18 protein-coding genes and 1 pseudogene are annotated in these 19,616 nt (G+C 63.6%); 13 read left to right on the forward strand and 6 right to left on the reverse strand.

What is annotated here, in order from left to right:
- Window positions 1-5 precede the first annotated feature (5 nt).
- The 8 genes from XH93_RS13280 (at window position 6) to XH93_RS13315 (ending at window position 8,381) form a co-directional block, all read left to right on the forward strand.
- Window positions 6-935 (forward strand): branched-chain amino acid ABC transporter permease, encoded by a 930-nt coding sequence (locus XH93_RS13280; RefSeq protein ID WP_139864691.1) that lies wholly within the window; start codon window positions 6-8, stop codon window positions 933-935.
- Between the two features lie 15 nt (window positions 936-950).
- Entirely contained in the window at window positions 951-2,078 is a 1,128-nt protein-coding gene (locus tag XH93_RS13285; protein ID WP_194473846.1) for a branched-chain amino acid ABC transporter permease, read from the forward strand.
- Window positions 2,079-2,183: 105 nt separating this feature from the next.
- Window positions 2,184-3,509: an ABC transporter substrate-binding protein gene (locus XH93_RS13290; RefSeq protein WP_194473847.1), complete on the forward strand. Its 1,326-nt coding sequence runs from the start codon at window positions 2,184-2,186 to the stop codon at window positions 3,507-3,509.
- A 78-nt stretch (window positions 3,510-3,587) separates the two neighbouring features.
- Entirely contained in the window at window positions 3,588-4,430 is an 843-nt protein-coding gene (locus XH93_RS13295; RefSeq protein ID WP_139864689.1) for an ABC transporter ATP-binding protein, read from the forward strand.
- Window positions 4,431-4,590: 160 nt separating this feature from the next.
- Window positions 4,591-5,736 carry a mechanosensitive ion channel family protein gene (locus tag XH93_RS13300; RefSeq protein WP_194473848.1) on the forward strand — a complete coding sequence of 382 codons (1,146 nt, stop codon included), beginning with the start codon at window positions 4,591-4,593 and terminating at the stop codon, window positions 5,734-5,736.
- Window positions 5,737-5,824: 88 nt separating this feature from the next.
- Entirely contained in the window at window positions 5,825-6,796 is a 972-nt protein-coding gene (locus tag XH93_RS13305) for a phosphatase PAP2 family protein (protein ID WP_194473849.1), read from the forward strand.
- A gap of 27 nt (window positions 6,797-6,823) precedes the next feature.
- On the forward strand, window positions 6,824-7,108 hold the full coding sequence (locus XH93_RS13310) for a hypothetical protein (protein ID WP_194473850.1): 285 nt from the start codon (window positions 6,824-6,826) through the stop codon (window positions 7,106-7,108).
- Between the two features lie 430 nt (window positions 7,109-7,538).
- The gene (locus XH93_RS13315; RefSeq protein ID WP_194473851.1) at window positions 7,539-8,381 is read left to right on the forward strand and encodes an imm11 family protein; all 843 of its coding nucleotides are present in this window, start codon (window positions 7,539-7,541) and stop codon (window positions 8,379-8,381) included.
- A gap of 36 nt (window positions 8,382-8,417) precedes the next feature.
- Here XH93_RS13315 and XH93_RS13320 read toward each other — a convergent pair whose 3' ends face one another.
- From XH93_RS13320 to XH93_RS13340, 5 genes are read right to left on the reverse strand one after another with little or no spacing between them, the layout of a single operon-like run.
- Window positions 8,418-9,950, reverse strand: coding sequence for an ABC transporter ATP-binding protein (locus XH93_RS13320; RefSeq protein WP_194473852.1), 1,533 nt, complete (start codon window positions 9,948-9,950; stop codon window positions 8,418-8,420).
- Window positions 9,947-10,630: a cysteine hydrolase family protein gene (locus XH93_RS13325; RefSeq protein ID WP_194473853.1), complete on the reverse strand. Its 684-nt coding sequence runs from the start codon at window positions 10,628-10,630 to the stop codon at window positions 9,947-9,949. The genes XH93_RS13320 and XH93_RS13325 overlap by 4 nt, the downstream gene beginning before the upstream one ends.
- 18 nt (window positions 10,631-10,648) lie before the next feature.
- The gene (locus XH93_RS13330; protein WP_139481688.1) at window positions 10,649-11,575 is read right to left on the reverse strand and encodes an ABC transporter permease; all 927 of its coding nucleotides are present in this window, start codon (window positions 11,573-11,575) and stop codon (window positions 10,649-10,651) included.
- Between the two features lie 10 nt (window positions 11,576-11,585).
- Window positions 11,586-12,683, reverse strand: coding sequence for an ABC transporter permease (locus tag XH93_RS13335; RefSeq protein ID WP_194473854.1), 1,098 nt, complete (start codon window positions 12,681-12,683; stop codon window positions 11,586-11,588).
- Window positions 12,680-13,789 (reverse strand): BMP family ABC transporter substrate-binding protein, encoded by a 1,110-nt coding sequence (locus XH93_RS13340; protein WP_194473855.1) that lies wholly within the window; start codon window positions 13,787-13,789, stop codon window positions 12,680-12,682. The genes XH93_RS13335 and XH93_RS13340 overlap by 4 nt, the downstream gene beginning before the upstream one ends.
- 354 nt (window positions 13,790-14,143) lie before the next feature.
- Here XH93_RS13340 and XH93_RS13345 point away from each other — a divergent pair, with 354 nt between their 5' ends.
- The 5 genes and pseudogenes from XH93_RS13345 to XH93_RS13360 all read left to right on the forward strand — a co-directional run bounded on the left by XH93_RS13345 (window position 14,144) and on the right by XH93_RS13360 (window position 18,444).
- The gene (locus XH93_RS13345) at window positions 14,144-15,409 is read left to right on the forward strand and encodes an allantoate amidohydrolase (RefSeq protein WP_194473856.1); all 1,266 of its coding nucleotides are present in this window, start codon (window positions 14,144-14,146) and stop codon (window positions 15,407-15,409) included.
- 144 nt (window positions 15,410-15,553) lie between these two features.
- Window positions 15,554-15,890: pseudogene (locus XH93_RS42325) on the forward strand (PAS domain-containing protein); the annotation flags it as partial.
- 154 nt (window positions 15,891-16,044) lie between these two features.
- Window positions 16,045-16,794: a HAMP domain-containing sensor histidine kinase gene (locus XH93_RS43085; RefSeq protein ID WP_246799610.1), complete on the forward strand. Its 750-nt coding sequence runs from the start codon at window positions 16,045-16,047 to the stop codon at window positions 16,792-16,794.
- Between the two features lie 152 nt (window positions 16,795-16,946).
- A complete protein-coding gene (locus tag XH93_RS13355) occupies window positions 16,947-17,168 on the forward strand; it encodes a hypothetical protein (protein ID WP_194473857.1) in 222 nt (73 codons plus the stop codon).
- A 268-nt stretch (window positions 17,169-17,436) separates the two neighbouring features.
- A complete protein-coding gene (locus XH93_RS13360; RefSeq protein WP_371815113.1) occupies window positions 17,437-18,444 on the forward strand; it encodes a YeiH family protein in 1,008 nt (335 codons plus the stop codon).
- Window positions 18,445-18,450: 6 nt separating this feature from the next.
- Here XH93_RS13360 and XH93_RS13365 read toward each other — a convergent pair whose 3' ends face one another.
- A complete protein-coding gene (locus tag XH93_RS13365; protein WP_194473859.1) occupies window positions 18,451-19,464 on the reverse strand; it encodes a formamidase in 1,014 nt (337 codons plus the stop codon).
- Between the last annotated feature and the right edge of the window lie 152 nt (window positions 19,465-19,616).

Genomic DNA, 19,616 nt, shown 5'->3' on the forward strand with positions numbered 1-19,616 from the left:
CACTCGTGATCGCATTGGGTCAGTTTCTCGAGGTCCTGATCGGCGGATTGATGTCCGGCGTGCTCTATTCGCTGGTCGCGCTCGGCTTCGTGCTGATCTTCAAGGCATCCGGCGTATTCAACTATGCGCAGGGAGCAATGGTATTGCTCGCAGGGTTGGCGCTGGTTCGCGCCCTCGACCTCCTGGTCGCCAACGGCCTTCCGCTTTGGGTCGCGGTGGTCGTCGCGATCGGTTTTGCCGCCGTGATCATGGCGGCAACGGCCTGGCTCATCGAGCGGTTCGTGATCGGACCCCTTGTCAACCAGGACGGCCTGACGCTGTTCATGTCGACGATCGGCGTCACATTCGTCATCGAGGGCGCTGCGGAGATGATCTTCGGATCGGATGTCTACCCGTTGCGGCTGTTCCCGACCGACGCCTGGTTCTTGTTTGAGGGCCTGTTCCCGGGTGGGATTCTGGTCAACAAGCTGGATGTCTGGGGCGCATTGATCGCGGGCGTCCTGGTCGCCGGCCTCGCCGTCTTCTTTCAGCGTACCAAGACCGGTCGCGCTCTCAGAGCCGTCGCCGACGACCATTTGGCCGCGCATTCGGTCGGGATTCCGATCAGCTGGATCTGGTTCGTGGTCTGGCTCGTTGCCGGTCTCGTCGCGCTGGTCGCGGCGACCGTGTGGGGGACCAAGCTTGGCGTGCAGTTCTCCATCACCTTCCTGGCGCTGAAGGCGCTGCCAGTCCTGATCATCGGAGGACTCACGTCGATTCCGGGAGCCATTGTCGGCGGGCTCATTGTCGGCGCGGGTGAGAAACTCGCAGAAGTGTACCTCGGGCCATCGATCGGCGGCGGCATCGAATATTGGTTTGCCTACGTGCTGGCGTTGGCAGTGCTGCTGTTGCGGCCACAGGGTCTGTTCGGCGAGCGCATCATCGAACGTATCTGAGGCAAGGAGATCGTCGTGCTTTATCGCGAAGCTGGCCAGTTCAAGACGACCTACGCGGAGGATATGGCGATCTTCCCGATCCGTCAGGATCGGATCGCGCTCGCCATCCTGCTCGGGATTGCCTTCATTGGCGTGCCGCTGTTGGCCAGCTTCCATATCTGGCCGTTCCGCACCGACTATCTGTTGTGGGCCATCCTGCTGCCCTTCCTCATCCTGGCGCTCGCCGCCATCGGGACAAACATTCTCGTCGGCTATTGCGGCCAGATCTCGCTCGGCAGCGGCGCGTTCATGGCCATCGGCGCCTATTCCGCCTACAAGCTGGCGACCGGCGTTCACATTCCGCTTGCCTGGCTCGGCTTCGCGGTCGCGATCCCACCGTTGCCCGTGCTGGCGTCCATCCTGCTTGGCGGGTTGATGGCGGCGGGTGCCGGAATCCTGTTCGGCATTCCCAGTCTGCGGATCAAGGGTCTCTACCTGGCGGTCGCAACGCTCGCCGCACAGTTCTTCTTCGATTGGGCGTTCCTGCGGATCCCGTGGTTTACCAACTACGCTCCGTCGGGATCGGTGAATGCGCCGGAACTGAATTTCTTCGGTATGGTGGTTCGCACGCCGGTCGAGCGCTATTTGCTGTGCCTGTTGTTCGTGACCGTAATAGCGGTGTTGGCGAAGAACCTCGTTCGCGGCAATCTTGGCAGGCAATGGATGGCGATCCGCGACATGGATATCGCCGCCGAACTGATCGGCATCCGGCCGCTCTATGCAAAACTCACGGCTTTCGCGGTCTCGTCGTTCATCATCGGGACGGCTGGTGCGCTCTGGGCGTTCGTCTACCTCGGTTCATGGGAGCCGCTTGCGTTCTCGATCGACCGCTCGCTGGAGCTTCTGTTCATGGTTATCATCGGCGGGCTCGGATCGATCATGGGTTCGTTCATCGGGGCGGCTTTCATCCTCATCGTGCCGATCATGCTGAATGTGATTCCAACCGAACTCGGCCTGCCACTGTCGACGCAGACCATCACTCACCTCCAGTTCATCATCTTCGGATCCTTGATCTGTTATCTGCTCATCAAGGAACCCCATGGCTTCGCCCGGCTGATATCGATCGGCAAGGAGAAGCTCAGACTTTGGCCGTTTCCATATTGAAGGAGCGATCGCGCCTCGATCGCAACACGGATGACGGCCGCTGACAACGGAGACGAAGCAAGCACTGCATACAGGAGAGAGCGACGTTAAGGAGGAGGACATAACATGACAATTATTGCACGCAGCGTATCGATACTGGCGGCGGCCTTGGCCGGCGCGGCATTCAGCGCACCGGCCGCAGCGCAAAACGAGCAATTCATTCCAATTCTATCCTATCGAACCGGACCGTACGCCGTGAACGGCGCGCCTTACGCAAACGGCGTTGTGGACTACTACAATCTGATCAATGAACGTGACGGCGGCATCAACGGCGTCAGGATTTTGACCGAGGAATGCGAGACAGGTTACGCGACCGACAAGGGAGTGGAGTGCTACGAGCGTCTCAAGAGCAAGGGACCGACCGGCGCCGCCTTCATCAATCCGCTGTCGACCGGCATCACCTTCGCACTCACGGAGAAGACCGCGACCGACAAGATCCCGATCATCACGATGGGGTACGGCCGTGCCGATTCCAAGAACGGCGCAGTGTTCGCCTATAATTTCCCGTTGCTCGGCACCTATTGGTCCGCGGCCGATATCGCGATCCAATACGTCGCCAAGGAACTCGGCGGTGTCGACAAGCTGAAGGGCAGGAAGATTTCGCTGCTGTACCATGACAGCCCCTATGGCAAGGAGCCGATTCCGATGCTGCAGGTGCTGGGGCAGAAATACGGCTTTGAGTTCACGCCGATCCCGGTCACGCATCCCGGCGTCGAGCAGAAGTCGCAATGGCTGGCGATCCGTCAGAACCGGCCGGACTATGTCCTGGTCTGGGGCTGGGGCGTCATGAACAGCACGGCAATCAAGGAAGCGGCCGCCGTCGCCTATCAGCGCGACAAGATGATCGGCGTGTGGTGGTCAGGCGCAGAGCCGGATGTGACGCCGGCAGGTGACCAGGCCGCCGGCTACAAGTCGCTGATGCTTCAGCACGGCGCCGGCAAGTTTCCCGTTCACGCCGACATGGAGAAATACCTCTACGCGAAGGGCAAAGGTTCGACAGAACCCGGCAAGATCAGCGAAATTCTCTACAACCGCGGCATGACGAATGCCATGCTTGGCGTGGAGGCGATCCGCAAGGCGCAGGAAAAGTTCGGCAAGAAGCCGCTGACCGGTGAGCAGGTCCGTTGGGGGCTTGAGAACCTCATCCTCACCGCTGATCGTATCAAGGAACTCGGCTTTGAGGGGATGTTGAAGCCGGTCAGCATTTCCTGCTCCGACCACGAGGGCGCGCGCTACGGGCGCGTCCAGCAATGGGATGGCAAGGGCTGGAAAGTGATCTCCGACTGGTTCACGGCCGACGAATCGTTGATCGAACCGCTCGTCGCCGATGTGTCCGCGAAGTATGCCGCGGAGAAGAAGATCACGCCGCGCGACTGCGCGAAAGAGACCTGAGCCCGTGCAAATGATCCGGGAGAGGCAGGTTTGCCTGCTCCCGGATTCCGGACCCTGCTGCAGTTTGGAGGTCTGCGCGTGTCAATCGCCAAGGTCGTCACCGCTGCGACGGAAGCGGGAGCCCTGATTTTATCGATCAACAATATCGAGGTCGTCTACGATCACGTCATCCTCGTGCTGAAGGGCGTCTCGCTGGAGGTCCCGCGAGGCGGCGTTGTCGCGCTTCTCGGCGCCAACGGCGCCGGCAAGACGACGACGCTGAAGGCGATCTCCAATCTGCTGCACGCAGAGCGCGGCGAGGTCACCAAGGGCTCGATCCTGTTCGATGGCGTCGAGGTGAAATCCATGTCGCCAAACGAACTGGTACGGCGCGGCTGCATTCAGGTGATGGAGGGGCGCCGCGCCTTCTCTCATCTTACGGTCGAGGAGAACATCCTGACCGGCGCCTTTACGCGAACGGATGGCAAGCTCGCGGTCGCGCAGGACCTTGAAAGGGTCTACGCATATTTCCCGCGCCTCAAGGAGCGACGCAATTCCGCCGCCGGCTATACGTCGGGCGGCGAACAGCAGATGTGCGTGATCGGGCGCGCGCTGATGTCGCGCCCGAAGATGATCCTGCTCGACGAACCATCGATGGGCCTCGCGCCGCAGATCGTGGAAGAGATCTTCGAGATCGTGAAGGATCTCAACGTCAAGGAGGGCGTATCCTTTCTTCTCGCCGAGCAGAACACCAATATGGCGCTCAGATATGCGAGCCACGGCTACATCCTCGAGAACGGCCGCGTCGTAATGGATGGCGAAACGCTTGCGCTCGCTAGCAACGAAGACGTCAAGGAGTTTTATCTCGGCGTCGCCGGTGACAAACGAAAATCCTATCGCAATGTGAAGCACTACAAGAGACGCAAGCGGTGGCTCGCCTAGCACTGGTACGGCAATCTGAAACATCGATCGCGCGAAGGCGACCAGGTTCCATTGCATCGTGAGATGCATTGGATGAATTGCTGCTTTGCGGTGATGTCAGAAGCGATTGCGAATTCCGTGCGTTAGCTGCCGAGCAGTGCTTGGGAGCAGGCGGGGTCGCATGCAGGACGCCATTGCCGAGTTGGAACACACCTTTCGCTGGGTGCCGGATTGGGTTGTCGGCCTCGGTCTGATCACGGGCGCAATCGTCGCCGCGCTCGTCATCCATTCGATCGCGCTGCGCGTGGCGCGCCGCATGTTCAAGCCGGGCAACACGGTCGCGCCGCTGCTGCTCGACCGCACGTCAGGCCCGACCCGGCTGGCGCTGTGCCTCGCGGCGGTCGCGCTGGTGCTGCCGTTGGCGCCGCTCCACGACGTGCTGCGGCAGACGCTCAGCCACTTCTTCGGCGTTGCCGTGATCGCACTGGTCGGCTGGATCTCGATCCGCGCCGTCGACATGGCCTCCGCCAGATATCTCGACAAGTTTCGTCTCGACATCGCCGAGAACTTTCTGGCGCGCAAGCACGTCACCCAGGTTCGCGTCTTCAAGCGGGTCACCGACACGCTGATCGTGATCATCGCGGTCTCCACCGCGCTGATGACGTTCGATTCGGTCCGGCAGTATGGCGTAAGCCTGTTTGCGTCCGCGGGCGCCGCCGGCTTGATCGTCGGTCTTGCCGCAAGGCCGCTGCTCAGCAATCTGATCGCCGGCGTGCAGATCGCGGTCACCCAGCCGATCCGGATCGAGGACGCCGTGATCATCGAGAACGAATGGGGCTGGGTCGAGGACATCGCCTCGACCTATGTCGTGATCCGGCTGTGGGACTGGCGGCGCATGGTCGTGCCGTTGGCCTATTTCATCGAGCGTCCGTTCCAGAACTGGACCCGCGATGCGCAATCGCTGATCGGCGCGATCGCGCTGCATGTCGACTACAGCGCCGACGTGCCGCGAATCCGCAAGCGGCTGGAGCAGGTGGCGAAGGAGTCGCGGCTGTGGGACGGCGCGGTGGTCAATCTGCAGGTGATCGACACCCATCCGCGCACCATCGAGCTGCGCGCGCTGGTCAGTGCACGCAACGCGCCGCAATCCTGGGACCTGCGCTGCGAGATCCGCGAGAAGCTGCTGGCCTTCATCCGCGACGAGATGCCTGATGCCCTGCCGCGCGACCGGGCGATCCTGGCGCCCGCGGATGACGACGGCTTCGGCCGCAACTTCCTGCGCCGCGCGCCGCGGCGTGAGCGCACGGTCGCGCCGTCGCCCAACTGATGGTTAGCAGAAAGTCCCGCATTCTGAAGAATCTTAACGATCGGGCGGGTGCAACCTTAAGCTGCCCGCACTACGATGCATTCCTGGAGTGCCGGACCGCGATACCGGCGTATCGTGGGAAGGCACAACGGTGACAAATCAAGTCGTCGAGGTTCGAGTTCTATGGCTAGTCATTGCAAGCGTCGCAGCCGTCGACCTGATCTGGCTTCTCGCGTCCGGGATGTCGGTCACTGTCAGTCCGGCGAAGGCGATTGCGCTCTGCTCGGTGCTTTTGCTCGTGCTTGTCTACACGAGGTTCAGGCCGGATCGACGTATCTCTGAACTCGCGACGGCGTGCGCCCAGCTCGTCGTCTTTACCGCCGCCGGAGCGGTCTTGAGCTATCTGACCGTCACCGCAAATTTCCCGTTGATTGATCGTCATCTCGCCGAGGCCGACGCCGCGCTGAAGCTGGACTGGCTGGCCTTCTTTGAATGGGTCGATGCAAGACCGACGATCAAGGGGATTCTCGTTACTGCGTACGATAGCAGCATGATACAGGTCGCCGTCTTGCTGCTGTGGCTGAGCGCGTGCGATCGAGTTGAAAGAATGCGGGAATTCGTTTGGCTTTTTGTCGCAACGCTGCTCGTGATCATTCCGATCTCGTGGATCATACCGGCCGCAAGCGCCTGGGTCCATTTTGGGGTCACCGAGCGCGCCGACACCTATCATCTGGCCGACTTCAACGCGCTGCGCGCCGGTCAGATGACGCGCATCTCGCTGGCGCAAGTCAATGGCCTGATCACGTTTCCATCCTTCCACGCGGCACTCGCCGTGATGCTGATCTACGCCTCCCGGGGCGTAAAACTACTTTTCCCGGCATTCCTTGTCTTGAATGTGTTGATGCTCGCCGCAACGCCCACTGTGGGAGGGCATTATTTCACCGACATCATCGCCGGCATGGGCGTCGTTGTTTGCCTCGCGATCCTGCATGCCGGTTCGTGGCGGGCGCTGTTTGCGCGCTGGATGACTTCGCCGTCGCAAGCGGCCGGATACCTTCAGACTGACGAGGGGCGGTTCTAGTCGAGTTCTCGACCAAGGCAAGACAGTATGACGGAAAGCGAAAAGACGTTGTTGGTTGCTCTAGCCAATATGGTCGATCAATACCTCGATAGCTACAAGGGCTCCGTTGACCCGCAGGCAATGTCTGCCGCAGAACATGCGGTACAGGCTTTGGCGGATTTTGGCTTAATGCAGGTTCTCAGTTCGCGAGAAGCTCAATGGACTGACGCAGGCAGTAAACTCCTTGAAGAGGCCCGTCGCGCAATATTCCAGGACATAAGCTCTCCGACCAAAAGGACAGGCCGCATCACCGTGAAGCCGAGAGATGTCTAGCACCGGGTGGATGGACGCGATACGCTGACCGACTTCAATGGCAGCTTCTGGCCTTCATCCGCGACGAGATGCCCGATGCGCTGCCGCGCGATCGGGCGATCCTGGCGCCTGCCGATGACGACGGCTTTGGCCGGGCGTTCCTGCGCGGCGGCGCACGTCGTAAGCCAGAGCCTGCACCAAACTGAGTTTGGTCGCCGGATAGGAAGTAAGGTGAGCACACTGCACGGGCTCCCTCCCCCCTTGCGGGGGAGGGTTGGGGAGAGGGGTAAGCTCCGGGCGAGATCGTCAACGAGAGCCGAGCTATCGCTGCTATAGTCGTTCAGGTGCAAATTGAGAGAGTGTGCCGTGCGGTACCCCTCTCCCTAACCCTCTCCCGCAAGGGGAGAGGGAACCCTACCGCCACTGCATCCCTCACGTAGTTGGGGAAACGTTGGAGCAGTTCGGTTACCCTTTGATTCCGCATGGATCAAAAGAACCGGTTCACTTTTTCGCTTTAATTCGCAAGCGTCACCAATTCCGGGATGAGGGGCTAAGCGCGATGGTCTGGGGAATGTATCTTCCGCGCAGCGGCGGTCGTTACGGGCCATACGGCAATGAGGAGGGGCCCGTCGATCAATATGGCGATGGTTGGAGGCATCGACTCATCAAGTACTATCAAGATCAGATGCCGGACGCGCAAAAAAGCTTCTATCGCGACGCATCGAAATACGCGTACAGCGTTGTCGAAAAATTCCTTTATGAACCTGGGCACAGGCAGCCGGGTCCCGATGACCTGATGGTTACACCGATTGAAGTTCATGAGCCGCCCAGATTCTTTCAGACCGATAAGGGTTACAATGAACTGGCCTCGGTCATCAGTCTAAGCAACCGCATGTGGGCTGTCGACGCAGCTGTGAAGAAAATCGTCGAGCAGTTCGAGCCTGACTTGCACCGGTTCTACCCCGTCGAAATACGGTCACCGCGCGGGATGGTCTATCCGGTTCAGTACTATCTCCTTGTTGTCGGTAGCTGGCTGCAGGGCTTCTCTCCGGAAGACAGCAATCAAGAGTCTTTCACGCCGCACGAAGCCAATGGAGTGAGGTGGTGCAGCATTCTTGGTTACAAGAATAACGTCGCCGGATTGGCGCTTCGTCCGTCTGTCTTCAACGGGGCACACCTCTGGCGCGAGCGCGGCCTCAACGAATGGCTTCTTTGTCTTTCGGATATGCTTGAAGCCGAGCTTGCTGGCGCGGGGCTCATGTTGCCGAAGTACTACCGGATGAGAAGCGTTTGATGATCGCTTTCGGCGACCAGGCGACGCGTCGCGTCCTCAATGCCCGGCCATGTGCCGGCCGATTTCGGTGAGGTCGGCTTCGCTGGTGCGGGCATAGTGGACGAATTCGCCGTGGAACATCACCACCAGGCGGTCGGACAGCTCCAGCAATTCGTCGAGGTCCTCGCTCACCAGCAGCACCGCCGCGCCGCGGTTGCGCGCGGCCATGATCTCGGCATGGATCTGCGCCACCGCCGCGAAGTCGAGGCCGAAGCAGGGATTGGCGGCGATCAGCACCTCGACGTCGTCGGATAGCTCGCGCGCCAGCACCGCGCGCTGCACGTTGCCACCGGACAGCGCGGCGATCGGCGTCTCCGGCGTGCGGGTCTTGATCTTGTAGCGGTTGATCTTGCGCGTCGCGTCGCTACGGAACGCCGCGCGGTTCAGCCACCAGCCGCCGCGCGCGAAGGGGGCGCGGTCGAATTCACGGAACGCGATGTTGTCGGCGACGCTCATGCCGCCGACGCAGGCGTTCTTCAGCGGCTCCTCCGGCAGCAGCGACATCCTGTGCCGGCGCATCTCTTCGCGGCTCGCCGCATACGCCTCGCCCTGGACCCGGATCACGCCGCTCTCGGCCGCGCGCTGCCCGGCCAGCACCTCGACGAGCTGGCGCTGGCCGTTGCCGGAGACGCCGGCGATGCCGACGATCTCGCCGCTTCGCACGGTCAGCGACACGCCGTGCACGGCGATCGCGCCGGCATCGTCGAGCGCGGTGAGCTTGTCGAGCTCGAGCCGCGGCGCGCCGGTCTCGCCAGAGCGCGGCGGCTGCACCGTCAATTGCTCGGCGCCGATCATGGTGCGCGCCATCTCATCCGGCGTGAGGTCGGCGACGCGGCCGGTGCCGGCGAGCTTGCCACGGCGCAGGATCGTCACCTCGTCAGCAAACGCCATCACCTCGCGGAACTTGTGCGTGATCATCAAGATGGTCAGCTCGCCCGCGACCACCATGGCGCGGAGCATGCCGAGCACCTCGTCGGCTTCGCCCGGCGTCAGCACCGAGGTCGGCTCGTCGAGGATCAGGAAGCGGCGCTTCAGATAGAGCTGCTTGAGGATCTCGCACTTCTGCCGCTCGCCCGCGGAGATGTCGGAGACTTTTGCGTCGAGCGGCACCTTGAACGGCATCCGCGCCAGGAAGGCCTCGAGCTCTTTCTTCTCCTTGCGCCAGTCGACCACGGCGGGCACGTCGTCGCGCGCCAGCACCAGGTTCTCGGCGACGGTCATCGCGGGGACGAGGGTAAAATGCTGGTAGACCATGCCGAGCCCGAGCGCATGGGCATCCTTCGGGTTGGCGATGGCCTGCTCGCGGCCGCCGACCAGGATGTCGCCTTCGGTTGCGTGGTAATAGCCCATGATGCATTTGACGAGCGTGCTCTTGCCGGCGCCGTTCTCGCCGAGCAGGGCGTGGAACGAGCCGGGCCGCACCTTGAGCTCGACATTGTCGAGCGCGGTGAAATCGCCGAACCGCATCGTCATCGCGATGGCGTCGACGCCGAACGCGCCTGATGGGGCCGGCGTCTCGCCGATGATCACGACAGCGCCCCGATCAGGTCGGCGGATGTCGCCACCGCGCCGAACACGCCGCCCTGCATCTTGATCATCTTCAGCGCGTGCTCGTGGTTGCCCTTGTCGGTCGCGCCGCAGCAATCCTCGACCAGCACGCACTCGAAGCCGCGGTCGTTGGCCTCGCGCATCGTGGTGTGGACGCAGACGTCGGTGGTGATCCCTGTCAGCACGATGTTCTCGATGCCGCGCAGCCGCAGCATCAGCTCCAGGTCAGTCGCGCAGAACGAGCCCTTGCCGGGCTTGTCGATGATGGGCTCGCCCGGCAGCGGCGCGAGATCGGGAATGATCTCCCAGCCCGGCTCGCCGCGCACCAGGATGCGGCCGCAGGGGCCGGGATCGCCGATCCCGGCGCCGATCTGCCGCGAGCGCCAGCGCTTGTTGGCGGGCAGGTCGGCGAGGTCAGGCCGGTGGCCCTCGCGGGTGTGGATGATGTGAAAGCCCTGCGCCCGCATCACCGCGAGCAGTTTCTTGATCGGCTCGATCGGGGCGCGGGTCAGCGACAGGTCGTAGCCCATCTTGTCGACATAGCCGCCGACGCCGCAGAAATCGGTCTGCATGTCGATGATGATCAGCGCCGTGTTCTGCGGCCGCAGGTCGCCATTGTAGGGCCAGGCGTAGGGCTCGGACTTGATGAAGCGCTCGGGCATGGGACGATCTCGCAAAACCTATCGGGTGATGGACAATTCGGCCGGCGCGCCGGTCAGCGTGCGCTTCGGCGAGCAGGTGATGATCATGATCGCCAGGGTCAAAATGTAGGGCGCGGCGTTGAACAAATGATAGCCGGAGGTGATGCCGACCGATTGCAACGCCGGGCCGAGCGCGGCGGCGCCGCCGAAGGCGAGCGAAGCCCACAGGCACAGCATCGGGTCCCAGCGCGCGAAAATCACCAGCGCCACCGCCGTGATGCCTTGTCCCGATGACAGCCCTTCATTCCAGCTGCCGGGATAGAACAGCGACAGGAACGAGCCGCCGATGCCGGCGAGGAAGCCGCCGACCATGGTGGCGCGCAAGCGGATCAGCAGCACCGAATGGCCCATCGCGCGCGCCGCGTCGGCGCTTTCGCCGGCGGTGCGGATCAACAGGCCCCAGCGCGTGCTCTTGAATGCCCAATACAGCAGGGGCGCAATCGCCACCCCGATCAGGAACAGCACGTTGATGCGGAGCGCGGCGCGGACCTGCGGCACGTCGCTCCACCAGCCGAAATCGATCGCCGGCAGCCGTGCGGCGGTCGGCTCGATCAAGGGCTTGCCGAGGAAGAAGGCGAGGCCGGTGCCGAGCAGCATCAAGGCGATGCCGACCGCGATGTCGTTGACCCGCGGCAGCGAGCAGATGCCGGCGTGCAGCGCGCCGAACAGCGCGCCGGTAATGCCTGCGGCGAGGACGCCGAGCCAAGGCGAGCCGGACAGATAGGAGATGCCATACGCGCTCATCGCGCCCATCACCAGCGTGCCCTCGAGGCCGAGATTGATCCGGCCGGACCGCTCGGTGATGCATTCGCCGAGGCTGACGAACAAAAACGGCGTCGAGACGCGAATCGCGCCGCCGAACACGGCGAGCGGGACGGTCCAGAGCCCGAGCGAGGTGTCCGCCATCTCAGGATTTTCACTTGAAGAAACCGATGCGGCCGTAGAGCGCGTCACTCGCCAGCACGAACACGAAGATGATGCCTTGCAGCACCAGCACCGAGGCGTCGGGCAATCCGAGCCGCCGCTGCAGCAGGCCGCCGGAGGCGCTGATGCCGCCGAGCAGGATCGCTACCGGAATGATCGCCAGCGGATTCTGCCGTGCCAGGAATGCGACCAGGATGCCGGTGAAGCCGTAGCCGGCGGCGAGGTTGGCATTGGTGCGGCCCTGCACTGCCGCGACCTCGATCATGCCGGCAAGCCCGGCGCAGGCGCCGGCAAGGAAACAGACGGTCAGGATCAGCCGGCCGACATTGAGTCCGACGATCTTCGCAGCGCGGATGTTGCCGCCGGCAACGCGCGCCGCGAAGCCGAAGGTGGTGTGATAGATCAGGATGTAGGCGGCAACGGCCGCGACGAGGCCGAACACCAGACCCCAATGCACGTCGGTGCCGGGAATGCTACTGATCATGTTGGCGGCGCCGATCTCGCGGGTCGACGGCTTGTTGAGGCTGGCCGGATCCCGCAGCGGACCCTCGACCAGATGGTTGAGGATGGCGAGCGCGATATAGACCAAGAGCAGGCTCGAAATCGTCTCGTTGACGCCGCGATACTGGCGCAAGCCGCCTGACAGTGTGATCCACAGCCCGCCGCCGATCACGCCCGCGATCACCATCGCGATCTGCACCACGATCGGTGCTGCGCCCTGCAAGGCCAGCGCGGCCGATGTCGCCGACAGTGCGCCGATCAGAAGCGCGCCTTCGCCGCCGATGATCACCATGCCGAGCTGCGCCGGCAGCGCGGTGCACAGCGCGGTCAGGATCAAGGGCGCGGCGCGGGTCAGGGTGTTCTGCCAGGAGAACCATGTCCCGAACGCGCCATAATACATGTAGAAATAGAGGTCGAGCGGGTTCTTGCCGTAGAGCGCGACGAAGCCGCCGAACACCGCGAGTGCGCCGAGCAGCGCCGCGCAGGGGATCAGGACGTATTCGATGCTGGCGCCGTAGCGCTGAAGGAATCCGGGATCGGCGGCCGGCGCAACGCCGACCGCTTCCACGGATTCCACTTCCGCCGTCACGCGGTGGCTCCGATCACGCCCTCGACCAGATAGTCCATCTTCTCGAGCTCGGGATCCTGCTGGCCGCGGTCGGTGCCGGCGGCGATGACGGTCTTGCCCTTGTTGTCGACGACCGGGCCCTTGAAGATGGTGAAGTCGCCGGCCATGAACTTGGCCTTGACGTCATCGGCGTGCTTGCGCGCCTCCGCCGACACCGCCTCGCCATAGGGCGAGACCTTGACGATCTCCTCCTTGAGCCCACCGCGATAGAAGTTCGGGATCGCTTCACCCGCGGTGATCATCTTGACGAACTTTGGATACAGCGCCTCCCAGTTCCACTCGGCGCCGGTGAGATAGGCCTTCGGTGCGAGCGGCGACTGGTTGACGTGATAGCCGCACACCATGGCGCCGCGCCGCGCGGCGTTCTCGACCATGGTCTTGGGCCCGTCGACATGGCACGTCAGCACGTCGACGCCCTGGTCGATCAGGCTGTTGGTCGCCTCGGCTTCCTTGACCGGCATCGACCAGTCGCCGGTGAAGATCACCTGCGTGGTCGCCTTCGGATTGGCGAGGCGGGCGCCGAGCGTGAAGGCGTTGATGTTGCGCAGCACCTGCGGGATCGGCTTGGCGGCGACGAAGCCGAGCTTGCCGCTCTTGGTCGAGTGGCCGGCCACGATGCCGGAGATGAACTGCGCCTCGTCGATATAGCCGAAATAGCTGCCGGCATTTTTCGGGTCCTTTTCGCTCCACAGGCCGCCGCAATGCTCGAATTTCAGCTTTGGAAACTTGGTCGCCATTTTGAGGACGTGCGGGCTGTAGTAGCCGAACGAGGTCGGGAACAGCAGCGTGGCACCGTCGAGGTTGATCATGGACTCGATGGTCTTCTCGACCGCGTCGGTCTCCGGCACCTTCTCTTCCTCGACCACCTTGATGCCGGGGAGCTTCTTCAGCGCCGCGGCGCCCTGCGCATGCGCCTGGTTGTAGCCATAGTCGTCGCGCGAGCCGACATAGATGAAGCCGATGGTGGTCTCGGCCGCAGCCGCGCCGCGGATGCCGAGCGTGCTGCCGAGCGCCAACGCGGCGCTTCCCTGCAATAAATGCCGTCGTGAAATGCTGCCAAAATCCATCGCCTGCTCCCTCCGGCGGTCCGCCGCCTGTCCTCGTCGCAGCCGCGCCGTCACGGCGGAGCTTGGGAGAGATGTCGCAAGCTTCGTGCCAGAGCGCGTTGTGCGGTCAGGCGCAGCTAAGTATCTGAAATTGAAGGGCGACGCCTATCGTCATAGACATGCCCGCGGTCCGCGCCGGAACAATTTGCATATATTTTGGGCGATCGATCACCGTTGTATGCAATGCCGTTAAGCAGCCGGTAACCGGCCGGCGGCCGGTGAGACCGATCGATGCACCAATTGCCGGCTGGTGAATCGGGTCGAGGCTGCTACGAGTGTGGCAAGACGCCGGGACGGGGATTGGACTGAATGAGCATGAGCGAGATGAAATCCCTTGGCCATTCCCTTGGCGATGCGATCGTGGCGCGGATCGGCGAGCTTGCCGCCATCTCGGAGACGCCCGAGCACCTGGCGCGCGTCTTCCTCACGCCCGAGCACCGCAAGGCCGCCGATCTCATCCTGTCCTGGATGCGCGAGGCCGGCATGGCCGCGCATCTCGATGCCATCGGCAATGTCTGCGGCCGCTACGAGGGCGAGCGGCCGGGCCTGCCAAGCCTGATGCTCGGCTCGCACTACGACACGGTGCGCGACGCCGGCAAATGGGACGGCCCGCTCGGCGTCATCACCGCGATTGCCTGCGTCGCCGAGCTGAATCGGCGCGGCAAGCGACTGCCGTTCGCGATCGAGATCGTGGGCTTTGCCGACGAGGAGGGCGTGCGTTTTGCTTCAACCCTGCTCGGCAGCCGCGCGGTGGCCGGCACGTTCGACGAGAGTGTGCTGGCGACATGCGACCGCGCCGGCATTTCGATGCGCGACGCGCTGCTGCAGTTCGGGCTCGACCCCGATCATATCGGCAAGGCGGCGCGCGTGCGCCGCGAGCTGCTCGGTTATGTCGAGCTGCACATCGAGCAGGGGCCCGTGCTGGAAGAGAAGGGCTTGCCGGTCGGCGTGGTGAGCGCCATCGCCGGCGCGACCCGGCTCGCCGCCAGCCTCACCGGCACCGCCGGCCATGCCGGCACCGTGCCGATGCCGATGCGGCGCGACGCGCTGGCGGGCGCCGCCGAATGCATCGTCGCGATCGAGGAATTTTGTCGGAGCGATCAAGCCGGGCTGGTCGGCACCGTCGGCGCCATCACCGCCATGCCCGGCGCCACCAATGTGATCCCGGGTAAAGTCTCGTTCACGATGGACATCCGCTCGCAGAGCGACATGCATCGCAAGCGCGCCGTCGCCGATATCGTGCGGCGGATCGAGGCGATCGCATCGCGCCGCGGCCTGGCGCTGCAGATCGATGTCACCCATGAGAACCGCGGCGTGCCCTGCGCGCCGTGGCTGAAGGCGCAGCTTGCCGACGCCGTCGCCGCCGAGGGTTTTGCCAGCTTCGAACTGCCGAGCGGGGCAGGGCATGACGGCATGGCGATGGTCGACGTCGCCGATATCGGCATGCTCTTCGTCCGCTGCCGCGGCGGCGTCAGCCACAATCCGGCCGAGCATGTCGAACTCGCCGACGCCGACACCGGCGCGCGCGTGCTGCTGCGCTTCATCGAAAATTTCCGGCCGGCGGCAAATAGTGGAAGCTGACGCGCTCCCCGGGTGCGGCCTTGATCTGTGTCAACGCCCGGTCGTGCCGAATCTGGACGGGTTCCGCCCTGAATTCAGCATGGCTGAGGGCTACTTGCGAGCCGGTCGCGAGGCGCTAGACTTGCAAAAACCGGGGAGAAGGACATGGGGTCGTCCGTCGTCCACGAGATTCAATTCCCCAAGCAACCGGCGCTGCAGTTGATCTACGACACGGCGCCGATCGGCCTTGCTTACCTCTCTCCCGACTGCCGCTATCTGCAGATCAACCAGCGTCTCACCGAGATCTGCGGCATCTCGGTCGAAGGCCATCTCGGACGCACCGTGCGCGATTGCGTGCCGGGCGCTGGCCGCGGCGGTCGAAGGCATCGTGCGGTCGATCATGGAGACCGGGCAACCCGTCACCGACGTCGAGGTGTACGGCCAGCGCCCGGGCCACAATGACGAGCGCTGCTGGATCACGCACTGGCACCCGCAACTCGGGCCGAACGGCAACGTCGTCGGCGTCAACGTTGCGGCCGAGGAGATCACCGAGCGCAAGCGGAGCGAACGCGAGATCCGCGCGGCTCGCGATGCCGCCGAGCGGGCATTACACCATCTGCAGGAAACCCAGGCCTCGCTGATCGAGGCGGAGAAGCTTGCGGCGCTCGGCCGGCTGGTGGCCGGCGTCGCGCACGAGATCAACAGTCCGGTCGGCACCAAGCCTCACCGTCGCCTCGGTGCTGGAGCAGAAATGCGCCGACTTCGCCGCCGAGGCGGCGCGCGGCAAGCTGAAGCGGTCGAGCCTGAGCGATTTCGTCGAGGTGGTCGAAAGCGCATCGTCGCTGCTGGTCGGCAATCTCAAGCGCGCGGCCGACCTGGTGCAGTCGTTCAAGCAGGTGGCGGTCGACCGCAGCTATTTCGAGCGGCGCCCGTTCGATCTCGGCGAGGTGACCGAGCAGGTGCTCGCGAACCTGCGCCCGGCCTTGCCGAAGAACAATCTGGCGCTCGAGGTCGATTTCGCGCCTGACCTCGCGATGAACAGCTATCCCGGCCCTTACGGCCAGGTGCTGACCAACCTGTTCGTCAATTCGGTCGCGCACGCGTTTCCGGACGGCAAGGGCGGCACCATCACGATCCGGCTGCGTGCCGCGGGTACCGATCGGGTGGAGGTTCTGTTCGGCGACGATGGCTGCGGGATGGCGAGCGAGGTGCGGCGGCAGGCCTTCGATCCGTTCTTCACCACGCGCCGCGACAATGGCCGGATCGGGCTCGGCCTGCACATCGTCCATAACATCGTCACCAACCGGCTCGGCGGAGAGCTTCAGCTCGACAGCACGCCGGGGATCGGGACCCACATGCGGATCACGCTGCCGCGGGTGGCGCCGCAGCGCGTAACCGATGGTTAAGGCTCGCCCAGGGGCGCCCAAGAAGAAAATGCTCCGCGGCTTTTGCGCCGGAAAATGTCCTTCCAAGGAGCTGCCGCAAAAGGCATTTCACGACCCTTGCTTCCGCGCCCGCCGTCGCGACATGTTAGGCCACATTCCAGACGGTCAGAACGATGAGCCAATCCGCATTCGATCCCTTCGGCGAGCCGGTCCCCGCGGTCGACAATTCGATCGGCAGCACCCGTGCGTCGAACTGGCTGAAGACCGCGGGCACCAGCGTGTTCTGGGTACTGGTGGTCGGCATTGTGCTGGCGCGGGCGGCCTATTTCGAGCCGGGCGTGTTCAGCTTCGACGGTGCCGTGGCATGGGCGCAGGGCCTGTTCGCCGCGCTTTAGCGCGTGCCAGTACCGATTCTCGTATTCCTCTATTCCTCGTCGAGCTCCGTGTAGCAGTTCCGGCGCCGCGCCGACTGTGCGCATCGTCAATCCCGCGATATTGACATCAATTGCGAGATAGAACTTCTCTGCATCGCCGTAATCCGAAAATGAGTTGCTCAACGGGCGCGATCTGGCGCATAAAATCTTCTCCGAAGACGAGGATTTTGTGCCGGAGCTATCGAAAGGGCCTGACCGCCAGAAGCAGAAGCCGGGCGCGCTAAAGCGCCTGTTCCTGCTCATTCCCGGCATCCTGCTCTGCGGGGTGATCACCGTGATCTCGCTCGGCATCCAGGCCGCCGAGGAGCACGTCTTCGACCACCCCTATATCGAGGCGCTGGTGGTTGCGATTCTGCTCGGCATGGCGGTGCGCACCGCCTGGCAGCCGTCGGAGCGCTGGCGTTCCGGGATCGCCTTCAGCGCCAAGCAGCTGCTCGAGGTGGCCGTGATGCTGCTCGGCGCCTCCATCAGCTTCGCCGCGATCGTGGCTTCGGGCTGGCTCCTGATCGGCGCCATCGCGGTGACCGTCGCGATCATGCTGGCGGTGAGCTTTGGGCTCAGCCGGATGCTCGGGCTGCGGACAAAACTCTCGATCCTGATCGCCTGCGGCAACTCGATCTGCGGTAATTCGGCGATCGCGGCGGTCGCGCCGGTGATCGAGGCCGACGGCGACGACATCGCCTCGTCGATCTCGTTCACCGCGATTCTCGGCGTGCTGATGGTGCTCGGCCTGCCGCTGCTGATACCGCTGCTCAAGCTGTCGGCGACCCAATACGGGATCCTGGCGGGGCTGACCGTCTATGCGGTGCCGCAGGTGCTGGCCGCGACCGTGCCGGCCGGCATCGTCTCGACCCAGATCGGCACGCTGGTCAAGCTGGTGCGGGTGTTGATGCTGGGCCCGATCGTGGTCGGCCTGTCGCTGTTCGTCGCCCGGCGCAAGCGCAAGGCCGGCAACGCCAAGACGGTCCCGATCTCACCGTTCAAGCTGGTGCCCTGGTTCATCATCGGCTTTCTGGCGCTGGCCGCTTTGCGCTCGCTCCAGCTGGTGCCCGATATCGTGATCGCGCCGGTGACCAAGACGGCGGTGATCCTCACCGTGCTCTCGATGGCAGCCCTCGGGCTCGGCGTCGACGTGCGCGTGCTCTCGACCGTCGGCGGCCGGGTGACCGCCGCGGTGACGCTGTCGCTGCTGTTGCTGCTCGGCCTCAGCATCGCCCTGGTGCATTTCTTCAAGTAGGAAAGGTCACTCGGCGGCTTTCGCGGCCTTTCCGAACATGCGTGTCGGCGCGGGAAAGCCGCAGGATGTGCCGTCGGTGATCCTGACCTGGTCTTCCCACGGCAGGCGGAAGCGGCCGGACACCATGTCCTGCATGAACGTGTAGGGGCAATCCATCGCGCCGCCCTTCACCGCGACATATCCGCGGTGCCAAAGCTGATAGATGTTGTTCTCGACGCCCCAGTTGATCCGCGCCTCACGCACGAGGTCGGGCCGCACCTCGGCGGTGATGATCTCGTCGGCGCGTCCGGTGGTGCCGTGCGCGATGATGCTGCCGTCGAAATTGACGATCATGCCTTCGCCCATCGAGTCGAACGAACCATCCGAACCGCACATGCAGACATTGGCCGTCACCATCAGGTTCTGGAACGCGTTGGCCTGGTTGGTGAAACGCCAGCTTTCGCGGATCGGCGCGGTGTAACCCGCGGTGCGGATCATGATCTCCGCGCCCTTGTAGGCGCATTCTCGCGCCATTTCAGGAAACATGCCGTCGTGGCAGATGATCAGCGCGATCTTGGCGCCCCGCGGTCCCTCGATCACGGGGATGCCGATGTCGCCAGGCTCCCACGGCTCGACCGGAATCCAGGGATGGAACTTGCGGTAATAGAGTTTGATCTCGCCGTAATCGTCGATGATCAGGCCCGAATTATAGGGGTTGCCATGGGGGTTGTACTCCATGATCGAGAAGCAGCCCCAGATCCTGTTGTCGATGCAGGCCCTCTTGAACGCCGCCACCTCGGGCCCGTCGAGCCGGCACATGATCTCCGGATTGGTGTCCATCGACAGGCCGTGCAGGGAGTATTCAGGAAATACGACGAGGTCCATGGTGGCGAGATTGCGCCGCGCCTTGCCGACCATCCAGACAATGCGCTCGGTCTGCCGCGCCAGATCGGCCCTCGTCGCGACCACGGGCAGTTGCAGCTGCACCAGTCCGATCACCACCCCATTGGGTGACTTGTTGAGACCACCAAGTCCGTTCATGCCTGTCCTCCCGATTGTTCGACGCGGCGACCCGTCGGTCCTTGCCGTTCGGTCGACGTCGATCCAGCAATCATCATGCCAAGACCGGTCGAAATCCATCGTATACAATGGCACGTCGATTGCTTGCCATGCACGGGGATATTGCGTTGGGC

Origin of the sequence: Bradyrhizobium sp. CCBAU 51753, from assembly GCF_015291565.1 — a bacterium.
In the GTDB taxonomy this organism is placed as follows: domain Bacteria; phylum Pseudomonadota; class Alphaproteobacteria; order Rhizobiales; family Xanthobacteraceae; genus Bradyrhizobium; species Bradyrhizobium ivorense.